This window comes from Mesorhizobium sp. L-8-10 (assembly GCF_016756635.1).
Taxonomy (GTDB): Bacteria; Pseudomonadota; Alphaproteobacteria; order Rhizobiales; family Rhizobiaceae.
Genome location: NZ_AP023263.1, coordinates 6,887,583 through 6,905,542, shown reverse-complemented (window position 1 = coordinate 6,905,542; position 17,960 = coordinate 6,887,583). Strand labels below are relative to the sequence as shown.

Genomic DNA, 17,960 nt, shown 5'->3' with positions numbered 1-17,960 from the left:
CGATGGAGAATGTGGATGCAGCGGCGCCGATCCAGGCGTCAGGCCAAGGCCGCAGGCCCACGGCCATGAAGACATTCTGGCGGAAAATCCGCAAGCCGCTGGCGCAGTCGCGCTTGGTGAAGAATGTTCTGGCCACGCTGGTCTCCGGCGGCCTGAGGCTTATCCGCTGGACAAATCCGTTGGCGCCTGATGCTTCCGACATGGCGGTTGCGGCGGTCGAATATAATCCGGCGATCTTCGCGCTCTGGCACGGCCAGCACCTTTCCGCGCCCGGCTTCTATCCGCGCCGCGGCGTCGCCCCGCTGGTGGCCATGGTCTCGCGCAGCGCGGATGCCGAGATCAACGCGCTTGTGGTCGAGAAGTTCGGCATCGAGGCGGTGCGCGGTTCAGGTGGCCGCGAGCAGGCCAACCATCTCGAAAAGGGTGGCGCCCGCGCCCTGATCGGCCTGAAGAAGGCGCTGAGCGCGGGCAAGAACGTCATCATGATCGCCGACATTCCCAACGGCACGCCGCGTGAGGCGGGTCTCGGCGTCGTCACGCTGGCGCGGCTCTCCGGCCGCCCGATCGTACCCGTGGCCATCGCCACCAGCCGGCGCAAGGTCATCGAGAAAAGCTGGGACAAGACCACCATCAACCTGCCTTTCGGCCGCAGCGCGCTCATCGTCGGCACGCCGGTCGAGGTGGCAGCCGATGCCGACCCCGCCGAGATGGAGCGCAAGCGCCGGGAGGTCACGGAAAGTCTCAACCGGGCGACCGAAAGGGCCTATGGCCTGGTCGACGGTGCCCGATGAGCGAACGCTGGGCGCGCGCAATCCTGACCACCTATCGCTGGACGGGCGCGGCCGCCTATCCGCTCATCGGCGGTTATGTCGCCTGGCGGGCGAGCAAAGGCAAGGAGGACCGCGCCCGCCGCCGCGAGCGCTACGGCATCACCCGCATGTCCCGGCCCGAAGGGCCAGTCGTGTGGGTGCATGCGGCGAGCGTCGGCGAGACGAATGCGGTCGCGCCGCTCATCGAGCGCATTCTCGGCTTCGGCATCCATGTCGTGCTGACGACAGGCACGGTGACCTCGGCACAGGTCGTCGACAGGCGCTTCGGCAACCGCCTCATTCACCAATATGTGCCGCTCGATCTCAAACCGGCGGTGAGCAATTTCCTCGACCACTGGCAGCCGGACCTTGCCATCATCGCCGAATCCGAGCTGTGGCCGATGACGATCCTCGAACTCGGCGCGCGGCGCGTGCCGCAGGTGCTGGTCAACGGGCGTCTCTCGGATCGGTCGTTCAGGTCGTGGAAGAAACGCGCCTTTCTCGCCGAGGCGCTGTTCGAGAACCTTGCCCATGTCATCGCCCAGTCGGATCTCGACGGCGAGCGCTTCAGCGTGCTCGGCGCCCGGCCGGTGACGGTGTCGGGCAACCTCAAGGTCGATACCGATCCGCCGCGCGCCGATGAGAAGGCGCTCGCCCAGTTGAAGTCGCAGATCGGCGCGCGCAAGACCTGGGCCGCCGCATCGACCCATGACGGCGAGGAGAAGCTGGCCGCCGAGATCCATGCCATGCTGAAGCCGCGCCATCCCGGGCTTCTCACCATCATCGTGCCACGTCATCCCGAACGTGCGGAAGCTCTCGCCCAGGAGTTCGCCGCCATGGGCCTCAATGTGGTGCGCCGCAGCCTCGGCGATCCGATCCGGCCCGAGACCGACATCCTGCTCGGCGACACGATCGGCGAGATGGGCCTCTATCTGAGGCTGACCGAGATTGCCTTTGTCGGGCGCTCGCTCACCTCGGAAGGGGGGCAGAATCCCCTGGAACCGGCCATGCTGAACACGGCGGTGCTGGCCGGGCGCAACGTCCAGAATTTCCGTGAGGCCTATCAGCGGCTGATCGATGCCGGCGGAGCCAAGCTGGTGCGCGACCGCGACATGCTCGCAGGCGCCGTCAATTTCCTGCTGAAGAATCCGGAAGCCCGCCAGAAGATGATGGATGCCGGAGCAGCGACAGTCGAGGAAATGCGCGGCGCGCTGGCCAAGACGCTGAAGGTTCTGGAGCCCTTCCTGCAGCCGCTCAGCGTGCAGTCGCGGCTCAAGCAAAGCAACGGAAACGGCCGCTAGGGAAATGGCGAGCGAGGCCCCTCCATTCTGGTGGGAGCGTCCCGACTGGCGCGCTTTTGCTCTCTATCCGCTTTCGGCCGTCTATGGGGCCGTTGCGCGCCGCCGCATGACGACGGCGCGGCGCGAGCCTGTCGACCTCCCCGTGCTCTGCGTCGGCAACTTCACGGTCGGCGGCACCGGCAAGACGCCGGTGGCGATCGCGCTTGCCCGGCAGGCCGCGCAGATGGGGCTGAAGCCTGGCTTCCTGTCGCGGGGTCATGGCGGCTCCTTCTCGCAGCCCCATGTCGTCGATCCCGGTCACGACGGCGCGAGGCATGTCGGCGACGAGCCGCTGCTTCTGGCCGAGCATGGCCCGGTGGCGGTGACGCCAAACCGCGCCGCCGGCGCCCGGCTGCTCATGGCAAGGAGCTGCGATTTCCTCATCATGGACGACGGCTTCCAGAGCGCACGCATCCATATCGACTATGCCCTGCTGGTCGTCGACAGCCGCCGCGGTCTCGGCAACGGCCATGTCATTCCGGGCGGGCCGATGCGGGCGCCGCTGCTCGATCAGCTTCGCCTGGCCGACGCGCTGCTGAAAATGGGCGAGGGGGCTGCCGCCGACATTGTGGTGCGCATGGCCTCGCGCGCCAACAAGCCGGTATTCGAGGCCTCGACCCGGCCGCGCGATCCGGTGAGGCTCGCCGGCCGTCGGTTCCTCGCCTTCGCCGGCATCGGCCATCCGGAAAAATTCTTCGACACGGTAAGAGGCTCCGGCGGCGAGGTGGTCATCTCCAGGCCTCTGCCGGATCACCACCTGTTCACATCGGACGATGTCGAGGACCTGACGAGCCTTGCCGCCGCGAACGGGCTGGAACTGATCACGACCGCCAAGGACGCCGTGCGGCTTCGGAACGGGACGACCGCCGAGCAGGCCTTCCTGAGGCGCCTGACGGTCCTGGAGATCGATGCCGTGTTCGAGCTTCCGCACGCGCCTGAGCGCATCGTCGAGGATACGCTCGCGGCCTGGCGCAAACGTACGCGAAGATAGGATTGCATTGGCGGGTCACCAACTACGACCGTCGCGCCGCCCTTGCTGCGGCGAGAATTTCTGAGAGCAGTGCCCGTCAGCCGCGCCGGCTTCGCAGATCAGGGTTGGTCTCGAGCTCGCGCTTCAGCGAGACGGCGGCGCTCACATAGGCTTCCTGCCGCGCCACGCTCCAATATTTGAGCTCGTCGAGAGGGATCGATTCCCCCGTCACAGCGCAACGCACAAAGGCGCCGGGGCTCGTGACCTGGAAGTCGCCATCGAGATAGCGGATACGCGCCTCGCGGGCGCCCGGACCTTCAAAGCGGTTCATCATCATGGCCTTTCAATACGTCTCTTCGGCCACAAATCCCGGGCAAGGTCAAGGCGGGCAAGGGTGGTAGGGAAGGGATGATTGCAACGTGCTGCCCGCCCTGCTCCTGATGACACCGAACGGTTCGAGGACGAAGCGTGGAAGCGGGAGACGACGATCTCACGACCTTCGAAGCGGATGGCGCCGCGCCCGTCCGGCAGCAGACGATGAAGGCCATGTCGAACACGGTGGCGCCTTGATCGCAATGTCGGTCGTCACGTCGCCGGCGTTCCTCGATACGACGCTCGTTGCCTCGTTGACTCCCGAAGAATGCGTATACAGTATAACAATTGGCGCAAGGCGTATTTCTCGCCAACCGCGCAATCGGGAGGACTGGCATGAACAGAATCATTCGCGCGGCGGCTGCCGCCACCTTCTTGCTTCCAATTCTGGCCGGTACGGCCAGCGCCGACGTCACGATCGGCGTCACCGTTTCGTCGACGGGGAGCGGGGCGGCTCTCGGCATTCCGCTGAAGAACTCCGTGGAGTTGTGGCCCGACGAGGTCGACGGGGAGAAGCTCAACGTGATCGTACTGGACGACGCCGGCGATCCGTCGGTCTCGACCACGAATGCGAGACGCTTCGCCAACGACGACAAGGTCGATGTCATCATCGGCTCGGCCCTGACCCCGGCCTCGATCGCCGTCTCCAGCGTGGCGGCTGAGACCGAGACGCCGCATCTCGCCTGCTCGCCGCTGCCGCCCAATGTCGCCGGCGGAAAATGGACCTTCGTTCTGCCGCAGGCCGCCGGTCTCATCGCCCGCACGCTCTTTGCCAGGATGCAGGCGGACGGGGTGAAGAACGTCGGCTATATCGGCTTCTCCGATTCCTACGGCGATCTCTGGGTCAACCAGTTCAAGGCGATCGGCAAGGATTACGGGCTGAACCTCATTGCAGACGAACGCTATGCCCGGCCCGACACGTCGGTCTCCGGGCAGGTGCTGAAGCTCGTCGCGGCGCAGCCGGACGCCGTCTTCGTCGGCGCCTCCGGCACCGGCGCTGCGCTGCCGCAGCTTGCGTTGCGCGAGCGTGGCTTCCAGGGCCCGATCTATCAGACGCATGGCGCCGTGACCTTCGACTTCCTGCGCATTGCCGGCGCTTCCGTCGACAACACCGTCTTCGCCTCGGGGCCTGTCATGGTGGCCGAACTGCAGCCGGATTCCTCCGAGACGAAGAAGGAGGGGCTGGACTATGTGACCGCCTACGAGGCGAAGTTCGGCCCCGGCACGCGCACCCAGTTCGGAGCCCACATCCACGATGCCATGGCGATCCTGAAGAAGGCGATCCCCGAGGCCAAGAAGAAGGCCAAGCCCGGCACGCCGGAATTCAAGGCAGCGCTTCGCGACGCCATCGAAAGTGGCGGACCCTTCCCGGCGAGCCAGGGCGTCTTCGAATACAAGGCCGACGATCACTACGGCCTCGACGAACGCGCGGTCGTGCTGCTGACGGCCAAGGACGGAAAGTTCGAACTGGTGAAGTGAGCCGGCTGTGGAGGGCCCTGGGCTCTGCACTGCAGGGCCCTCCGCAGGAGCGGAATGCAATGGGTTCTCGGCCGCCGTTGGCTTCGACTTGCGCGCGCGGACCCGAGGCGCCATCAAACTCCCCGTCGCAGCCGGTCGCCCGGCGGCGACGAAGCCGGCTCCCTTAAGCGGCGAGACGCGTCCAGACCCTCATTCGCCCCCGAGATAGCTCCCCATGAGCGCGGGGTCGACGGCAAGTTCGGCCGCAGGTCCGGATCGCTTTATCTCGCCGAGTTCGACGAGATGGCCCTCGTCGGCGATCTCCAATGCGGCCCGCGCGTTCTGCTCGACCAGCAGGATCGACACGCCGGAGGAACGCAGCTCCGACACGATCGCGAGAATCTCCGCGACGATCTTCGGCGCAAGTCCGAGGCTGGGTTCGTCGAGCAGCAGGAGACGCGGCCTGCTCATGAGGGCGCGCCCCAGCGCCAGCATCTGACGCTCGCCCCCGGAAAGCGTTCCGGCGAGCTGCCGGCGGCGCTCCGCCAGGCGCGGAAAACGCTTGTAGACGTCGCCGAGCATGTCTCCCCGTTCCGCGGCTGTCCGCAGGAAGCCGCCGAGCTCGAGATTGTCTTCGACCGTCATGGTCGAGAAGAGCTCACGCCGTTCAGGAACAAGGCACATGCCGGCGGAAACCCTGGCCTCGACGGAGCGGGGTGCCGGGCGGCCGTCGTAAAGCACTGTCCCGGAGCAGGGGACCACGCCCATCACGGCATTGAGCAACGTCGTCTTGCCGGCGCCGTTTGCCCCGATCACCGTGACGATGCTGCCCGCATCCATCCCGAGCGAAATGCCGTGCAGGATCTCCGCGTGGCCGTAAGAGACGCGAATGTCCTTGACCTCGAGCAGCCGACCGCTCACGCGACGCCTCCCAGATAGGCAGCGATCACGGCTGGGTGCCTGCGCACTTCCGCAGGCGTGCCTTCGGCGATCAGCGTACCGAAATCCATCACCACGACACGGTTCACCAGCCCCATGACGAAGCTCATGTCGTGCTCCACGAGAAGCACGGCCATGCCTTCGCTGCGCAATCTGGACAGAAGCGCCGAAAGCGCCTGCTTTTCCCCGTGGCGCAGCCCGGCAGCGGGCTCGTCGAGCAGCAGCACGGTGGGATCGAGCGCCAGCGCGCGGGCGATCTCGAGTATGCGGATCTGTCCGAGCGCGAGGTCGCCGGCCGGGCGGTTCCTGTGCTCGGCCAGCCCGACACGCTCGAGCTGGCGCTCCGCTTCGGCGAGCAGCAGCGTTTCCTCCTTCCGGTCGAGGCGCAGCAGGCTGCGCACCACCCCCGCCGAGCCGCGCAGATTCGCGCCGAGCGCGACATTCTCCAGCACGGTCATGTCAGGCAGGATCTTGGCGTGTTGGAATGTGCGCGCGACCCCCAGGCGAGCGATCGCGCCCGGACTGCGCCGTCCTTCCTTCCGGCCACCGAAGGCGACCCTGCCGCCGGTGAGGGCGAGCATTCCGGTGATCAGGTCGAAGGTGGTACTCTTGCCCGCACCGTTCGGGCCGATCAGGCCGACAATCTCGCCGGCCTTCACGTCAAAGCTCAGATCGTTGACTGCGACAAGGCCGCCGAAGGCCTTGCGCACTTTCTCGACCCGAATGAGAGGGCCTTGCGCCGGCACCGCATCGCGCCGGCCGGGAAGCGCTCCTTGCGATGCGGCAACCTGCACGCGGCTGCGCGTCGGTGCCAGCCGCAGCAGGAGGGGCCAAAGCCCTTCGCGCGCGAATTGCAGCATCGCCACCAGCAGCATGCCGAACAGGATCATCTCGAAATTGCCCGTGGCTCCGAGAAGCCCGGGCAGGATCCGCTGCAGGATCTCCTTGAGGATCAGCACGATGGCTGCGCCGAAAACGGCGCCCCAGACATGGCCGGCGCCGCCGATGACGGCCATGAGCAGATATTCGATGCCCATGTTGAGCCCAAAGGGTGTTGGATTGACCGTCCGCTGCATATGCGCATAGAGCCAGCCTGACAGCGCCGCCACCACCGCCGCGAAGATGAAGACGGTGAGCTTGGCCCGCACGATATCCACACCGAAGGCTTCGGCCGCCCGGCGGCCGCCGCGCAACGCCCTTATGCCGCGTCCGACCCGGGAATCCAGGAGGTTGCGGGCGCCGAGCGCCGTGGCGATGACGAAGGCCCAGATCAGATAGAAGATCGACTGGCCGCTGATGAAGCGATGGCCGGCGAGCTCGATCGGGGGAATGCCGGAGATGCCGTCGAAGCGGCCGAGCATCTCGATCTGGCCGAACAGGTAGTAGAGCGCGATGCCCCAGGCGATGGTTCCCAGCGGCAGATAATGGCCGGAAAGGCGCACGGTGATCAGCCCGAGCGGCAGGGCCGCCGCCGCGCCCACGAGCAGGGAGAACGGCAGGGTCGCCCAGGGGGAGAAGCCGTAGGCGGTGGTCAGCACCGCGGTCGTGTAGGCGCCGAAGCCGCAGAAAGCGGCCTGGCCGAAGGAGGTCAGTCCTCCGACGCCGGTCAGAAGGACGAGCCCGATCGCCACCAGCGACGCCAGTCCGATATTGTTGATCAGCGTGATCCAGAAGGGGGGCACGGGCAGGAGTGGGATCGCCGCAAGGACGGCGATCGCGAGAAGTCCCGGAATCCGGCGCATCCTATTCCTCCTCATGCTCGCCGGCCGCAATGGAGCGCCACAGCAGGAAGGGAATGATCAGGGCGAAGACGATGATCTCCTTGTAGCTGCTGGCGAAGAAGGAGGCAAAAGCCTCGACCAGCCCGACGCCGAGGGCTGCGAGCGCGGTGACCGGGAAACTCGCCAGTCCGCCGAGGATGGCTCCCACGAACCCCTTGAGCCCCATCAGGAAGCCCGTGTCGTAATAGATCGTCGTGACCGGCGAGATGAGCACGCCGGAAACGGCGCCGATGATCGCGGCGAGGACGAAGGCCGTGCCGCCGGTCAACTGGGTAGGGATGCCGACGAGGCGCGCGCCCAGCCGGTTGGCGGCCGTCGCCCTCAGTGCCTTGCCGAGGATGGTCTTCTCGAAGAACACATAGAGTCCGACCATGACCGCGATCGTGGTGCCGTAGATCCACAGGCTCTGCGCCGAGACGGGGAGAAAGCCGAGAGCGTAGCTGCCCGCCGCGAGCGGCCGGCCGCGCAGTCCTTCCGCGCCGAAAAAGAAGAGGCCGAGCCCCATCATGGCCAGATGTACGCCGACCGAGGTGATCAGCAGTACCAGCACCGAGGCATCGGCGAGTGGACGATAGGCGATGCGATAGAGGTATGCGCCCATCGGGGCGATCAGCAGTATCGTCAGCAACGCCTTGCCGACTGGCGCGAGTCCGACCGGAGCGAGCAGAATGAGGACGCAGTAGATCGCCGCGGGAAGCGCGAGGTTCAAGAGCACGCTTCGTAGCAGTGCCCGGATCTGCAGTTCGCCTCGTGCATCCCACAGATCGAGCAGCAAGGCGGCGACGCCGAAGCAAAGCAGCAGCGTGGCCGTTCCGGGCAAGCGGCCCGCATCAAGGCTGGCAAGGGTGAGAGCGCCATAAGTGACGAATTCGCCCTGCGGAATGAAGATGACGCGCGTTACCGAAAAGACGAGGACGAGGGCCAGGCCGAGCAGCGCATAGATGGCGCCGTTGGTCACACCGTCCTGGACCAGGAACGCAAGAACGACTGGGTCCACGCTCTTTCTCCTCCCGAGGTCGTGGCCGGAGGGGTTGAAGTTCTACCCCTTGGATTGTAATATCGTATAACTATCTTGCGGGCAAAGCCAAGAGGCTGCTTGAACGAAAAATGGAGGAACGTTCTTGTCGGACCACGGTACAATCGAGCAGAGACCGACAAGCCGCGACTCCTCTGCGCCGCGTCTCGATCCCCTGCCGTCCTTCGTCGGCTATATGCTGCGCCGCGCCCAGCTGATGGTCTTCGAGGATTTTATCGGCACTATGGCGGCGGTCGGCCTGAGGCCCGCTTCCTTCAGCGTGCTTTGCGTTGTCAACGCCAATCCGGGCTTGACCCAGACCGCGGTGAGCGAAGCTCTTGGACTTCAGCGCACCAATCTCGTGCCGATCATCGACACCTTGGAGAAACGCGGTCTTGCCCGCCGCGAGCCCGCGCTGAACGATCGCCGCTCCCACGCCTTGTTCCTCACCGACGCCGGTGAAAGGTTGCTCGCCGAGGCCATGGGTCTGCAGGCCGAACATGAGAGCCGCGTGCTCGCCCGGCTCCAGCCGAAAGAGCGCGACCAACTCCTCCACCTGCTCCATAGCATGCTGGGCGATGGCGGAGCGTGAGGGGTTGCGAGATTTGCAGTTTAGTTATAACACATAACAATAATGGCTGATCGAGCGAACACAGTGAAGATACCGGACGAACGACCCGTCACCGTCGAGATCGTGGACGCGATCGCGGTCGTGCGCCTGACGCGACCGCGCAAGCGCAATGCGCTGAACGAAGCCTCCATGCTTGCTCTGGAAGATGCCTTCGCGTCCTTCCCGAGCGCGGTGAAGGTGGCCGTGCTGCTCGGCGAGGGCGAGCATTTCTGCGCCGGCCTCGACCTCTCGGACCTGGTCGAAACCGAGATTCCACAAGCCATCCAGCATTCGCGCATGTGGCACCGCGTCACCGAGGCGATCGAGTTCGGCCCCGTGCCGGTGGTGTCGGTGCTGCATGGGGCCGTCATCGGCGGCGGCATGGAACTCGCCAGCGCCACCCATGTGCGCGTCGCCGACCGCACGGCCTATTACGCGCTGCCCGAGGGTCAGCGTGGCATCTATGTGGGCGGCGGCGGTTCCGTCAGGCTGCCGCGGCTCATCGGCACCTCGCGCATGATGGAGATGATGCTGACCGGCCGCACGCTTTCGGCGGAGGAGGGCGAGCGGCTCGGCCTGTCGCACTATCTGGTCGAGCCCGGCAAGGCGGAAGCCAAGGCATTCGAACTCGCCGCGGCGGTCGCGCGCAATGCGACGATGACCAATTTCGCCCTGATACATGGGCTGCCGCGCATCGCGGATGCCGACCGCTCGACAGGTTATCTGGTGGAGGCGCTGCTTTCTTCCATCGCCCAGGACGACCGGGAGGCCAAGCAGCGATTGCAGGAATTTCTCGCCAAAAGAGCGCCGAAGATTTCCCATAGGGGTTAGGCCAAAGCAGATTCCGGAAAAGTGTCCCACGGTTTTCCGACAAGAATCTGCGACAGAACAAAGGCCTGAGCAGACCATTCGTTGGCTTGCCAAGGAATGTCCGCTTGGGACGGCAGGGAGGGCCGGACATGCTGGACAAGAGAACGCAAGGTGGAGATCCCGGCTGGCTGCCGGTGTCGCTCGGCAGGAACAGCGTCGACTTCACATATGGGCCGGACGGCGTCGTCCATGTCAGGCCGACGAAGCCGTTGCCGGCCTATCCCGACAGGCTGACCGATCGACTGCTTCATTGGGCGGAGGTTGCGCCCGACCGCGTTTACATGGCCGAACGCGAGCCCGCCGGCGGCTGGCGCGAGATCACCTACGGTCAGGCATTGGTTCATGCGCGGGCCGTCGCGTCAGCTCTCGTGGCGCGCGGGCTTTCGGCGGAGCGGCCGGTGGCGATCCTGTCGGGCAATGACCTCGACCACGCAATGCTGGTGTTGGGCTGCCTTTATGCCGGCATTCCCTTCGCCGCCATCTCGCCTGCCTATTCGACGGTCTCGACCGACTTTGACAAGCTTCGCTACATCATGGGCAAGCTGACGCCGGGTCTCGTCTTCGCGGCAAATGCGGAGGCCTATGGTCTTGCGCTCGAGGCGGTGGTTCCCGCCGATGCCGAGGTGGTGCTGAGCAAGCCTGAGTGGCATCGGGCGGCGACGCCCTTTTCCGATCTCCTGGCGACGCAAGCCGGCGACGCTGCGGAGACCGCACACCGGATGGTGGGGCCCGATACGATTGCCAAGTTCCTCTATACTTCAGGTTCGACAGGCAATCCGAAGGGCGTCGTCACGACGCAGCGCATGCTCTGCTCCAACCAAGTGATGCTGCGCGAGACCCTCGCCTTCGTGAAGGACGAGCCGCCGGTGCTGATCGACTGGCTGCCCTGGAACCACGTCTTCGGCGGCAGCCATAATTGCGGGCTGGTGCTCTACAATGGCGGTTCGCTCTACATCGACGGCGGCAAGCCGACGCCGGCCGGCATTCCGGAAACGTTGCGCAATCTGCGCGAGATCGCGCCCACCATCTATTTCAATGTGCCGAAAGGGTTCGAGGAACTCGTTCCGCGCCTCGAGGCGGACGACACCCTTCGCGAGCAGTTCTTCTCGCGGCTCAAGATGCTGTTCTTCGCCGGCGCCGGCATTTCCCCCGTGGTCTGGAAGGCCATGGAGGATCTTGCCGTGCAGACCATCGGCCGCCGGATTCCGATCCTGACGGGGCTCGGCGCCACCGAGACCGCGCCCTTCGCCATGGTCTGCGACCTCGAACACGCCGGCGCGGCGCGTGTCGGTCTTCCCGTTCCCGGTGTCGAGCTGAAGCTGGTGCCCGTCAACGGCAAGATGGAGGCGCGGGTGAGGGCGCCGAGCGTCACGCCGGGCTATTGGCGCGAGCCGGAGCTGTCTTCGGCTGCCTTCGACGGCGAAGGCTACTATCGTCTCGGCGATGCGCTGCGGTTGGCCGACGAGGCCGATCCCGCCAAGGGTTATGTCTTCGACGGGCGCATCAATGAGGATTTCAAGCTCTCCTCCGGTACGTGGGTGAGCGTCGGCCCGCTGCGCGCCGATCTCGTTTCCCGTTTCGCGCCGTTTGCCCGCGACGTGATCGTCGCCGGCTTGAACCGGGACGACATCACCCTCCTGATCTTTCCCGATTTCCAGGCGCTGGCGCCCGTCGCGCCAGGCCTTTCCGGCGAAGCGCTGCTTGCCGATCAGAGGGTTCGTGCGGTTTTCCGGGAAAAGCTCGCCGCTGCGGCGAAGGCCGCGACGGGCTCGTCCAATCGTGCCGCCCGCGCGCTGCTTCTTGCCGCGCCGCCCGACATCGACCGCGGCGAGCTCACCGACAAGGGCACGATCAGCCAGATGGCCGTGCTCGCCAACCGGTGCGATCTTGTCGAGGAACTCTACTCAAAGCCCTATTCGCCGCGCGTCATGGTCGCCTGAGTTCACGAGGAGAGACCGATGATCAATCCCGACGACGTCATCGCCATAGATATCCACACCCATGCCGAGGAGCCCTGCGGAACGCATCCCGACGACGGCTACGACGATTTCCAGGCGGCGATGGCGAAATATTTCAAGTCACCGCACGCCCATCCGCCGACGGTTCCGGAGACGGCCGCCTACTATCGCGAGCGCAACATCGCCTGCGTGATCTTTCCCGTCGATGCGGAGCGGGAGACCGGCTTCCGCCGCTACAAGAACGAGGAGATGGCCGAACTCGCCGCCGAAAACAGCGACGTGCTCATTCCCTTCGCCTCGATCGATCCGGCCAAGGGCAGGCTCGGCGCCCGCGAGGCAAGGCGCCTGGTCGAGAGCTTCGGCATTCGCGGCTTCAAGTTCCACCCTTCCATGCAGGGATTCTACCCCAACGACCGCTCGGCCTATGTGCTCTACGAGGCGATCGCCGAGGCCGGCGTGCCCGCGCTTTTCCATACCGGCCAGACCGGGGTGGGGGCCGGCATGCCGGGCGGCAACGGCATCCGCCTGAAATACTCCAATCCGATGTATCTCGACGACGTGGCGACGGATTTCCCCGATATGCCCATCATCCTCGCCCATCCCTCCTTCCCCTGGCAGGAGGAGGCGCTGGCCGTCGCCACGCACAAGCCCAACGTCTATATCGACCTGTCCGGCTGGTCGCCGAAATATTTCCCCGAAATCCTCGTGCGCTATTGCAACACGCTTCTCCGGCACAAGGTGCTGTTCGGGTCCGACTGGCCGGTGATCACGCCCGATCGCTGGCTCGCCGACTTCGAGAGGATCGACATCAAGCCCGAGGTGCGTCCTCTTATCCTCAAACAGAACGCGATGAAGCTGCTTGGGTTGGGAGCGGCCAAACAAGGGTGATGTCCATTCCTGGGGTTTCGGCGACCCCACCCGCAATTCGGCAGCACGGCGTGGATTGCATTCTACGAGGGCAACCTCACCAAGGGGCCGGATCATTAGGATCGATTGCGCGAGATATCTCGCGCAGGGCATCCCTGGGGCGGAACTGCTGATCCTGCCTGACGTCAGTCACTCTGCGCCGCTGAAGAGGCCGGCTCAATTCAATGCCGAGTTGCTCGCTTTCCTCGACCGCATCTTCCTCCGGGAGGAATGATGGTGCCTTCCCCGGCGATGGAATCCCGCCGTCGGGGAGCGCCCGCTGAAGCGGCCGCGCCGAAGCACCAGAAAGGAAGGCCGGGAGATTATTCGTCTATCTGGCGGGAACTCAACGCCTGAAGGTCCTCGGCCAAGCGCACCGGCACGTCCATTCGGTCGTGCAGGAGGCTCAGCACACCGATCCGGTCGCCCGAGAGCTTGCGGAAGAACACATAGTGACGTTCGTAATGGCCGAAATAGGCATCTAGCTTGAGGTCGGCCGGAACCGCGAGATTGCCGGGCAATTTCCGCCAGAGGGCGGGCGTTTCCGAGAGGGTTTGCAGGTGCACGTGCAGGCCCCGGATGTAACGGGTGGCCTGCGCTTCGCCCCATTTCGCGACGGTTTCCTGCCAGATGCGATCCTGCGCGGCATCCGCCGGCGGGTAAAACAGAAATCCCGCCATGCCTATCGGGTTCGGTTTTGGTTACGTCGTATGACATCCTCGGCCGACACGGCCTTGAATTCGCTCTCGTCGGCCCTCATGCCTGGCTCGATCTGCTTCCTGAGCCAGTCCCAAGCTTCGTTACGGGTCTGCAAGTCACGTCGAATCAGCGCGCGAATGTACTCGCTCGCATTCTCATAGAGGCCGTTCTCGCCGATTTGCTGCTGGAGATGCACCCGCAGCTGTCCGCCAACCCGGACATGAATGCTACTGTCTGCGGTCATGGCCCAGCCCTTTCACTCTGTGGGGGACAATGAGCGTCGTCGCATATATTGTCAATATTTGCGACGATCCGAAGCGGCGTTGGAACCGGCAGCAGGGCCTTTGCCTCACCACCGGATCGGCTTGTTCAGGCAGTTGACGAAATGCAGTCCGCCCGAACCCTCGCGCTGTGCGATCGTGTCGGCGATGCCGCGCACGCTGGTCGCAACGTCGAGCGGCGCGTCGCCGCCGCCCATGTCGGTCCGCACCCAGCCAGGCGACATCAGGAGATAGGTCCTGCCGTCTGCCGCGTGGCGGGTGGTGAAGCTCCTCATGAGCTGGTTGAGCGCCGCCTTGCTGGCGCGATAGACCTCCCAGCCGCCGCCATGGTTGCCGCTGATGCTGGCCATGTCTGACGACATGACCGCGATCGTGCCCTTGTCCTTCACCAGCGTCCAGAAAGAGGCCACCAGACGGAGCGGGGCGAGGGCGTTGGTGGTCATGACCCGCTGGAACTCGTCCGTGGCCACCGCCTCGACCGGCTCGTCGGGATCTCCGGCAATGCCGGCATTGACGAAGAGCACGTCGAGACGGCCGTCCGCCAGCCTTGCATGCAGCGCTGCCACCTGGTCGGGACGCGAGATGTCCAGCCGCTCGACCGACAGTGTTCCCGAAGTCTCGCCCGCGAGGACCGCGAGGGCGGCCTCTCCGGTCTCGTTGCGCGCGGTCGCGACGACGTCCCAGCCGCGCGCGAGATATTCCTTGGCAAGGCCGAGCCCGAGGCCGCGCGACGCCCCGACGATCAGGATGCGCCTTCGGTTCGCCATGGCGCGGCCGCTCCTTCGATCTACTTGGCCGGCACGGTCCGGCTCGCCCGGACCTCCACCGCAGCACGATCCATCGCTTCCGTCAGGCGATCGACGACCAGATCGACCTCACGCTCGGTGATGATGAGCGGCGGCGAGAAGGCGATCGCATCGCCCATATTGCGCGAGATCACGCCAAGATCCTGCAGATAACGGTTGACCAGCGATCCGAGCGCTCCCGTCGCCCCCCAGGGCTGCCGGCTTTCCTTGTCGCCGACGAGTTCGATCGCCGCGATCAGGCCCACGCCGCGCACCTCGCCGGTAAGCTCATGGCCGGAAAGATCACGCAGCCGCTTCTGCAGATGCGCGCCGACCACGCGCGCATTGCCGACAAGGTCGCGCTCCTCGATGATCTTCAGGTTCTCCAGCGACACCGCCGCCGCGACCGGATGGCCGCTGGCGGTGAACCCATGGCCGAGCACGCCGATGCGGCTCGATTCGTCCGCGATCGGCTCGAACACGCGATCGTTGATCAGCAGCGCCGATATCGGCATGTAGGACGAGGAGATCTGCTTCGAGAAGACCATGATGTCGGGCTTGATCGCGAAGGTCTGGCTGCCGAACATGTTGCCGGTCCGCCCGAAGCCGCAGATCACCTCGTCGGCGACCAGCAGGATGTCGTATTTGGCGAGCACCGCCTGGATCTTCTCCCAATAGCCTTCGGGCGGCACGACCACGCCGCCGGCGCCCATGACCGGCTCGCCGATGAAGGCGGCGATCGTCTCGGGCCCTTCCGCGAGGATGGTCTCTTCCAGCTCGGCCGCGAGCCGCGACGAGAAATCCTGCTCGGTCTCACCCGGCTTGGCCTCGCGCCAGAAATGCGGGCAGCCGACATGGATGATGTTGGCGAGCGGCAGGTCGAACGAGCGATGGTTGTTGGGCAGGCCGGTCAGGCTTGCCGAAGCGATCGTCACGCCGTGATAGGCGCGCTGGCGGCTGATCACCTTCTTGCGCTGCGGCTGGCCCATCGCATTCGCGCGATACCAGATGAGCTTCAGCGCCGTGTCGTTGGCTTCCGAGCCGGAATTCGTGAAATAGGCCTTGGACATCGGCACCGGCGCCATCGACACCAGCTTCTCCGCGAGGTCGATGACCGGTCCATGCGACTTGCTGGTGAAGGTGTGGTAGAAGGGCAGCCGCTCCATCTGCTTCGCCGCCGCGGCGGCCAGCCGCGGCTCGGAGAAGCCGACCGCGACGCTCCACAGCCCCGCCATGGCCTCGATATAGCGCTTGCCCTGCAGGTCCTCGACATAGACGCCGTCGCCCTTCTGGATGACGAGCGGGCCCTGCTCCTGGTGCAGCCGGGCATTGGTGTAGCTGTGCAGTTGATAGGCGATGTCACGGGCCTCTGCCGAATTCGGGCTGGCGGTCATCCTGTTGTCCTCATGCTGTTCGAGTGCTGGCCGGTTTGGACCACGTGCGGCTCCCCGTCTCAACCCGGCTTCTGGTCGCAGATCGCCGCGACCTTGGGACGGCCGTTGGTCGATCCCTAGCCGACCGGCCGCCCCATGGCGAGGTTCAGGCCCGGCCTTCCAGTTCGGCCAGATCGATATCCGGCCCATCTTTCCGGCGGCGGCCCGCGCCCATGCTCCGACGAACAGATGGGGCGGGAGCCGATTCCATTTGTGGCTGCGCCGCTCTAAGGTCCCGATCGGCCGCGATAGGCGCGGCGCTATTACGACATCAGGTGAATGGTCGGATGAAACGGCCGGGCGACACGGAAGGGATCCATGCTCTACGATTATTGCGTGATCGGCGGCGGCATTGTCGGGCTGTCGACCGCGATGCGGCTACTGGAGCGCCGCCCCGGTTCGAGCCTGCTCCTCGTCGAGAAGGAGAACGGGCTGGGCGAGCACCAGACCGGCCACAACAGCGGCGTCATCCATGCAGGCATCTATTATCCGCCCGGCAGCCTGAAGGCCGAGCTGTGCCGCAGGGGCGCCGAGGCCACCAAGGAATTCTGTGCCGCCAACGACATTCCCTTCGAGGTCTGCGGCAAGCTGCTCGTCGCCACCAATCCGCTGGAGGTTCAGCGGATGAATGCGCTTTATGAGCGCTCCACGGCCAATGAGATCGAGGTGGTCCCGGTGAGCGCCGGCGAACTCGCCGAGCGCGAGCCGAACATTGCCGGCCTCGGCGCCCTGTTCGTGCCGTCCACCGGCATAGTCGACTACGGCAAGGTGTGCCGGGCGATGGGCAAGACCATCGAGCGCCTCGGCGGCGAGATCCTGCTCGGCACGAAGGTGACCGGCATCCGCGAGGAGGGCGACGCCGTGGCCATGTCTTCGCCGGGCAGGAACTGGCGGGCGCGGAAGCTCGTCGTCTGCGGCGGCCTCCAGTCGGATCGGCTCGCGGTCATGGCCGGTCTTTCCATCAGCCACCGGATCGTGCCCTTCCGCGGCGAATATTTCCGCCTGCCTCCCGAGAAGAACGAGGTCGTGCGCCACCTCATTTACCCGATCCCGGATCCCGATCTGCCCTTCCTCGGTATCCACCTGACGCGGATGATCGACGGCAGCGTGACCGTCGGGCCGAATGCCGTCATCGGCTTCGGGCGGGAAACCTATGCGAAGCTGGGTGTCAACCTCGCCGACCTATTCGAGTATCTCAGCTATCCCGGTTTCTGGAAAACGGTGCTGAACAACAGGAAGTCTGCAGTGACCGAGCTGCGCAACTCGTTATGGAGGCCGGGTTATCTCGCCGAGTGCCGCAAATATTGCCCGAGCCTCGAGCTCTCCGATCTCCTGCCGCACAAAGCCGGCATCCGCGCCCAGGCCGTCGCCCGCGACGGCACGCTGGTCCACGACTTCCTGTTCCTGGAAACCGGGCGCATGCTCCATGTCTGCAACGCGCCATCGCCGGCGGCGACGTCGGCCATCCCCATCGCCGACCGCATCCTCGATCGGCTGGGCGTTGAGACCGCCAAGGTGGCCTGATCAGAAAATCGGACCGAAAGTGAAAGCCGGTTTGGGGAAGATCGGATGCTCGAATAAGGAGATAGAATGACAGCTTTGATGCCGTCGGAGCGTCTGGAGCGGACTGGCACAGCAAGGCCGCCCGCGCACGGGTAGAGGAAGCAGCAGGAGATACCCCGTACTGGCATCTGGCAAGGCGAGTGTGATCTCCCTTGAGGGTGGCGGAAGACC

17 protein-coding genes are annotated in these 17,960 nt (G+C 65.3%); 9 read left to right on the top strand and 8 right to left on the bottom strand.

Annotation, left to right across the window (positions count from 1 at the left end):
• Positions 1-2 precede the first annotated feature (2 nt).
• From JN280_RS32325 to lpxK, 3 genes are read left to right on the top strand one after another with little or no spacing between them, the layout of a single operon-like run.
• A complete protein-coding gene (locus tag JN280_RS32325) occupies positions 3-791 on the top strand; it encodes a lysophospholipid acyltransferase family protein (RefSeq protein ID WP_446720689.1) in 789 nt (262 codons plus the stop codon).
• Positions 788-2,110: a lipid IV(A) 3-deoxy-D-manno-octulosonic acid transferase gene (gene waaA / locus JN280_RS32320; protein WP_202308283.1), complete on the top strand. Its 1,323-nt coding sequence runs from the start codon at positions 788-790 to the stop codon at positions 2,108-2,110. The genes JN280_RS32325 and waaA overlap by 4 nt, the downstream gene beginning before the upstream one ends.
• A gap of 4 nt (positions 2,111-2,114) precedes the next feature.
• Positions 2,115-3,140: a tetraacyldisaccharide 4'-kinase gene (lpxK, locus tag JN280_RS32315; RefSeq protein WP_202308282.1), complete on the top strand. Its 1,026-nt coding sequence runs from the start codon at positions 2,115-2,117 to the stop codon at positions 3,138-3,140.
• Between the two features lie 76 nt (positions 3,141-3,216).
• Here the strand turns inward: lpxK and JN280_RS32310 are convergent, their stop codons facing one another.
• Entirely contained in the window at positions 3,217-3,453 is a 237-nt protein-coding gene (locus JN280_RS32310) for a DUF2093 domain-containing protein (protein ID WP_202308281.1), read from the bottom strand.
• A 374-nt stretch (positions 3,454-3,827) separates the two neighbouring features.
• On the opposite strand from JN280_RS32310, the gene JN280_RS32305 reads away from it, so the two are divergent.
• Entirely contained in the window at positions 3,828-4,970 is a 1,143-nt protein-coding gene (locus tag JN280_RS32305; protein ID WP_202308280.1) for an ABC transporter substrate-binding protein, read from the top strand.
• A 189-nt stretch (positions 4,971-5,159) separates the two neighbouring features.
• Here the strand turns inward: JN280_RS32305 and JN280_RS32300 are convergent, their stop codons facing one another.
• Genes JN280_RS32300 through JN280_RS32290 form a run of 3 tightly spaced genes read right to left on the bottom strand, consistent with a single transcriptional unit; the run spans position 5,160 to position 8,666 of the window.
• A complete protein-coding gene (locus tag JN280_RS32300) occupies positions 5,160-5,870 on the bottom strand; it encodes an ABC transporter ATP-binding protein (RefSeq protein ID WP_202308279.1) in 711 nt (236 codons plus the stop codon).
• On the bottom strand, positions 5,867-7,630 hold the full coding sequence (locus JN280_RS32295; protein ID WP_202308278.1) for a branched-chain amino acid ABC transporter ATP-binding protein/permease: 1,764 nt from the start codon (positions 7,628-7,630) through the stop codon (positions 5,867-5,869). The genes JN280_RS32300 and JN280_RS32295 overlap by 4 nt, the downstream gene beginning before the upstream one ends.
• Before the next feature lies 1 nt (position 7,631).
• Positions 7,632-8,666 carry a branched-chain amino acid ABC transporter permease gene (locus tag JN280_RS32290; RefSeq protein ID WP_202308277.1) on the bottom strand — a complete coding sequence of 345 codons (1,035 nt, stop codon included), beginning with the start codon at positions 8,664-8,666 and terminating at the stop codon, positions 7,632-7,634.
• A gap of 124 nt (positions 8,667-8,790) precedes the next feature.
• Between JN280_RS32290 and JN280_RS32285 the strand changes: the two genes are divergently transcribed.
• The 4 genes from JN280_RS32285 to JN280_RS32270 all read left to right on the top strand — a co-directional run bounded on the left by JN280_RS32285 (position 8,791) and on the right by JN280_RS32270 (position 13,010).
• The gene (locus JN280_RS32285; RefSeq protein ID WP_202308275.1) at positions 8,791-9,276 is read left to right on the top strand and encodes a MarR family winged helix-turn-helix transcriptional regulator; all 486 of its coding nucleotides are present in this window, start codon (positions 8,791-8,793) and stop codon (positions 9,274-9,276) included.
• A 42-nt stretch (positions 9,277-9,318) separates the two neighbouring features.
• Entirely contained in the window at positions 9,319-10,125 is an 807-nt protein-coding gene (locus tag JN280_RS32280; RefSeq protein WP_202308273.1) for a crotonase/enoyl-CoA hydratase family protein, read from the top strand.
• A gap of 128 nt (positions 10,126-10,253) precedes the next feature.
• On the top strand, positions 10,254-12,104 hold the full coding sequence (locus tag JN280_RS32275; protein ID WP_202308271.1) for a feruloyl-CoA synthase: 1,851 nt from the start codon (positions 10,254-10,256) through the stop codon (positions 12,102-12,104).
• 18 nt (positions 12,105-12,122) lie between these two features.
• Positions 12,123-13,010 carry an amidohydrolase family protein gene (locus JN280_RS32270; protein ID WP_202308269.1) on the top strand — a complete coding sequence of 296 codons (888 nt, stop codon included), beginning with the start codon at positions 12,123-12,125 and terminating at the stop codon, positions 13,008-13,010.
• Positions 13,011-13,351: 341 nt separating this feature from the next.
• Here the strand turns inward: JN280_RS32270 and JN280_RS32265 are convergent, their stop codons facing one another.
• The 4 genes from JN280_RS32265 to JN280_RS32250 form a co-directional block, all read right to left on the bottom strand.
• Positions 13,352-13,708, bottom strand: a complete 357-nt coding sequence (locus tag JN280_RS32265) for a type II toxin-antitoxin system RelE/ParE family toxin (protein WP_202308268.1) — start codon at positions 13,706-13,708, stop codon at positions 13,352-13,354.
• 2 nt (positions 13,709-13,710) lie between these two features.
• Complete coding sequence (locus tag JN280_RS32260; protein WP_202308267.1) at positions 13,711-13,971, bottom strand: ribbon-helix-helix domain-containing protein; 261 nt, start codon at positions 13,969-13,971, stop codon at positions 13,711-13,713.
• A 105-nt stretch (positions 13,972-14,076) separates the two neighbouring features.
• The gene (locus tag JN280_RS32255; RefSeq protein ID WP_202308266.1) at positions 14,077-14,775 is read right to left on the bottom strand and encodes an SDR family NAD(P)-dependent oxidoreductase; all 699 of its coding nucleotides are present in this window, start codon (positions 14,773-14,775) and stop codon (positions 14,077-14,079) included.
• 20 nt (positions 14,776-14,795) lie between these two features.
• Complete coding sequence (locus JN280_RS32250; RefSeq protein WP_202308265.1) at positions 14,796-16,187, bottom strand: aspartate aminotransferase family protein; 1,392 nt, start codon at positions 16,185-16,187, stop codon at positions 14,796-14,798.
• Positions 16,188-16,544: 357 nt separating this feature from the next.
• On the opposite strand from JN280_RS32250, the gene lhgO reads away from it, so the two are divergent.
• Complete coding sequence (gene lhgO / locus JN280_RS32245; RefSeq protein ID WP_202308264.1) at positions 16,545-17,750, top strand: L-2-hydroxyglutarate oxidase; 1,206 nt, start codon at positions 16,545-16,547, stop codon at positions 17,748-17,750.
• Positions 17,751-17,960: the final 210 nt, after the last annotated feature.